Raw genomic sequence first — 4,464 nt, 5'->3', positions numbered from 1 at the left:
CTTGGCTTCGCGCGGGGTCAGCTGCGACAGCACGCCGTGCACGGTCTCGCGCAGCGACTCGACGGTCGCGGAATCGAGCGGGCTCTCGGCGGCGGTGTCCTCGATGAAGTCGCCCAGGTGCGAATCCTCGTCGTCGCCTATCGGAGTCTCCATCGAGATGGGCTCCTTGGCGATCTTGAGGACCTTGCGCACCTTGTCTTCCGGCATTTCCATGCGCACTGCCAGCTCTTCCGGCGTCGGCTCGCGTCCCATCTCCTGCAGCATCTGTCGTGAGATGCGGTTCAGCTTGTTGATGGTCTCGATCATGTGCACCGGTATGCGGATCGTGCGGGCCTGGTCGGCGATCGAACGCGTGATCGCCTGGCGAATCCACCACGTGGCGTACGTCGAGAACTTATAGCCACGGCGGTATTCGAACTTGTCGACCGCCTTCATCAGGCCGATGTTGCCCTCTTGAATGAGGTCAAGGAACTGCAGGCCGCGGTTGGTGTACTTCTTGGCGATCGAGATCACGAGGCGCAGGTTGGCCTCGATCATTTCCTTCTTCGCGTCGCGCGAGGCCTTCTCGCCCTGGTTCATCTTCTTGTTGATGGTCTTCAGGTCGTCGATGGGCACGACGGCCTTTGACTGGATGTCGATCAGCTTCTGCTGCAGGTCCTGCACCGGCGGCAGGTGGCGTGCGAGCACGACGCTGTACGGCTTGTTGGCCGCGACTTCCTTCTCGGCCCACTTCAGGTTGAGCGCGTTGGGCGGGAAGGTCTTGATGAAGTGCTCTTGCGGCATGCCGCACTTGTCGACCACGATCTTGCGCAGCTCGCGCTCGTAGCGGCGGATGTCGTCGACCTGCGAGCGCAGGATCTGGCAGAGCCGCTCGATCGTCTTGACCGTGAAGCGCAGGCTCATGATCTCGGAGCTGACGCCCATCTGCGCACGGTTGTAGGCGGGCGACTTGTAGCCGTCGCGCTCGTAGGCCTTGCGCATGCGATCGAAGTGCCCCTGCAGGTCATCGAAGCGCACCAGCGCCTGGGTCTTTAGCTCTTCGAGCTTCTTGGTCAGCGCCTTGGACCCGCCGTTGCCGTCGTCGTCGTCTTCCTCGTCGAAGAAGTCGACGTCTTCCTCGGCCACGTAGTCGTCGGCCTCGCCCTCCGAGACGAAGCCGTCGACGGCTTCTGAGATCTTCATCTCGCCCGAGGCGATGCGGTCGGCGTAGGTCAGGATCTCGGCGATCGTGGTCGGCGAAGCGCTGATCGCCAGCATCATCGCCTGCAGTCCGCCTTCGATGCGCTTGGCGATCTCGATCTCGCCTTCACGAGTGAGCAGCTCGACCGTGCCCATCTCGCGCATGTACATGCGCACCGGGTCGGTCGTGCGGCCGAACTCGGAGTCGACGGTGGAAAGCGCCGCCTCCGCCGCCTCCTCGGCTTCCTCCTCGGTGGCCGTGGTGGCGCCGCCGCCGGCGATCAGGAGCGTCGCGGCGTCGGGCGCCTGCTCGTACACGGCGATGCCCAAGTCGTTGAGCATCGACACGATCGCCTCCAGGATCTCGTGGTCGACGAGCTTTTCGGGCAGGTGGTCGTTGATCTCCTGGTGCGTGAGGAAACCGCGCGTCTTGCCCATCTTGATGAGCGTCTTCAGCTCCTGGCGGCGCTTGGCGACCTCTTCCTCGGTGAGCTGGGTCTCGTCGAGGCCGAACTCGCGCATCAGGGCGCGCTCCTTGGCGCGGCTGACCTTCATGCGCAGCGGCTTGGCCTTGGCGGCGGTGTCGGCCTCCGCGACCGGGACCGGCTCGCCCTCCAGCTCCGACTCGACGTCCGAGAGATCAACGTCCGAAGCCTCCGGCTTGGCCGCCTTGTCGTCTGCCTTGCCCTTCTTGGCCACCGGGCCTTTGCCCTTGGCCGGCGCAGGGATGACCTTGGCAGCCGACTTGGTCGGCTTCTTCAGGTCGAGCGCGGCGGGCTTCGGGGCCTTGGCGGCCGGGCTCGGGGCTTTCGACGGTGCAGTCTTCTTGGCGGTCATGCGTATCCTTGAATGGCAAGGGGCTGCGCGCTCACGCCAGCCCAATAGATAGAACTGCGCACTTTCGTGCGAAATTCAAGGTCGAAAATCTCGTGGACGCGCGCTCGCACGCCCGCTGGCGCACCCTGGGGTGAAACGCCGAGCCGGCTCGTGCGGGGTGACCGGACGGTTCGAACCGTCCGAAGCAAGCAGCCCTTGCGGGAGGTTTGGCCAGAGGGGATGACCTTCGTCAGAAGGTGGCCGGGGCCCGGAGGTGCTGCCGTCACGCTAACGCGCTGGAAAAAGCTCTCCATTGTCGCAGCCGGACGAAGCTGCGTCAAAGCCGGCCGAGCACCCGCATCGCTGCGCGTTGTTCATCAGCGACGCGCAACTGGCCCATGGACAGGTGCAGGTCTTCCGGCAGAGGCTCGATCGCCGGGTCTTCCTCGTCGACCAGTGCCAGGGCCGGGGCCGCCCACTCGGCCTCTGCGATCCGCTCGCGCAGGGCGGCCCAGGGCACGGCGCCGTGCTCCGCGGTCTGCCGGTCGATGAAGCGGAAGAGCTCGCCGTGCCAGCCCGGCAGCTCGCACAGGAAAGCGTGGTCGGCCGCGCTCAAGGCGTCCCACCAGCGACTTTCCAGGAGCAGCAGCCAGGCCAGGCGGTCGGCCGGCTGGCGCATCGCGGGGCGGGTGGGCCGGCCGCGGCGGGTCGGGACGACCGCTTTCGGCGCCGGCCGAGCGCCGGGTGGCCCGCCCACTCGCCAGGCGCCGGCCAGCTCGTCGGTCGGCAGGGCGGCACGCGAGGCGATCTCGCCCAGCAACTGCCGCTTCAGCATGCCCTCCGGCAAGGCAGACCACAAGGGACGGGCGTTGGCGAGGAGCCTGGCCCGGCCCTCGGCGGTGGCCAGGTCGGCGTCCTCGGCGGCGAGGGCAACGAGCTGGCGCGAGAGAGGCACGGCCGCCGCCACGGCGGCCTCGAACGCCTCGGCGCCCAGGTCGCGGACGAAGCTGTCGGGGTCGTGCTCGGCGGGGAGGAAGAGGAAGCGGAAGCTGCGCGTGTCGGTCGCGTGCGGCAGGCACGCCTCGAGGGCCCGGCCGGCGGCGCGCCTGCCGGCTGCGTCGCCGTCGAAGCTGAAGACCACCGTATCGGTGAAGCGCACCAGCTTCTGGACGTGCTCGGCGGTGCAGGCGGTTCCGAGGGTCGCGACGCCGTTCTCGAAGCCGGCCTGGGCCAGCGCGACGACGTCCATGTAGCCCTCGACGACGAGCGCGTAGCCGCGCTGGCGGATCGCCGCCCGCCCCTCGAACAGGCCGTACAGCTCGCGGCCCTTGCTGAAGACGGGTGTCTCCGGGGAATTCAGGTACTTGGGCTCGCCGCGGTCGAGGACACGGCCGCCGAAGCCGATCACCGCGCCCTGCACGGAACGGATCGGAAACATGATGCGATCGCGGAAGCGGTCGTAGCGCTTGGCCTGGGCCGGCTCGGCGCCGGCAGCGCCGTCCGGACCCGCTTCCGGTGCATGGCTGATGACGAGCCCGCTTTCCTCGAGGAGGGGATCGTCGTAGCTCGGGAAGACGCTGGCCAGGCCACGCCAGCCCTCGGGGGCGTAGCCCATGCCGAAGCGGGCGGCGACCTTGCCGCTCAGGCCGCGCCCCTTCAGGTAGGCGACGGCGCGGTCGCTCGACTTCAGCTGGCGGCGGTAGTTCTCGGCCGCCCGCTCCAGCACATCGGAGAGCGTCGCCTGGCGCTTCTGCCGGGCCGCCGCCTCCTCCCGCTCGGCGGGGGAGCTCGATTCTTCGGGGACGGTCATGCCGGCCTGCTGCGCGAGGTCGCGCACCGCATCGATGAAGCCCATGCCGTGCTGCTCGATCAGGAAGCCGACCGCGTTGCCGTGGACACCGCAGCCGAAGCAGTGGTAGGTCTGGCGCGAGGGGCTGACGGTGAAGCTCGGGGACTTCTCGCCATGGAAGGGGCAGAGGCCCTTCCATGTCGATCCGGCGCGTTTCAGCTCGACGGAGCGGCCGACGATCTCGACGATGTTGACCCGGGCGAGGAGGTCATGGACGAAGGCCGGGGGAATCACCGGCCCAGTCTAAGCGCGCCCCCGGCGGGGGCCGTTCAGACGGCGAAATCGGCGAGCTTGCGACCGCCGGCCAGCGCCGCCTTCAGCCAGCGCGGCTGCAGGCCGCGGCCGCTCCAGGTTTCTCCGGTAGAGGTGTTGCGATACTTGGCGGCCACCTTTGCGCCGGTTCCGGCCTTCGTTTTTCGCGCTGTCCTGGCCGGGCTGTTCCGGCCCAGGTCGGCGGCTGTCAGACCATATTCGGCCATGAGTGCGCGTACTTTTTCGATCGCCTCCGTCCGGGCCTGGCTGCGGGTTTGATCGATCTGGCGTTCGAGCGCCTCTTTCTGGGCCATCAATTCCTGGAGCGTTGCCACGTCGAATCCCTTCCCGAGTTCAAGAATGAACCG

General features: G+C 67.8%; 3 protein-coding genes. All 3 read right to left on the bottom strand.

The window, feature by feature from the left end:
* Positions 1-2,016 (bottom strand): RNA polymerase sigma factor RpoD (rpoD, locus tag AC30N0_RS06005; RefSeq protein ID WP_489517018.1); only part of this gene is annotated, 2,016 nt, incomplete at its 3' end.
* A gap of 316 nt (positions 2,017-2,332) precedes the next feature.
* Complete coding sequence (dnaG, locus tag AC30N0_RS06000; RefSeq protein ID WP_489517017.1) at positions 2,333-4,078, bottom strand: DNA primase; 1,746 nt, start codon at positions 4,076-4,078, stop codon at positions 2,333-2,335.
* Positions 4,079-4,113: 35 nt separating this feature from the next.
* Positions 4,114-4,464, bottom strand: a 351-nt coding sequence (locus AC30N0_RS05995) for an H-NS histone family protein (protein ID WP_489517016.1), incomplete at its 5' end; no start/stop codon positions are given.

The sequence above is a fragment of the Rhizobacter sp. genome, assembly GCF_031412495.1.
GTDB lineage: Bacteria > Pseudomonadota > Gammaproteobacteria > Burkholderiales > Burkholderiaceae_C > Schlegelella_A.
This window is presented reverse-complemented; position numbering and strand designations above follow the sequence as displayed.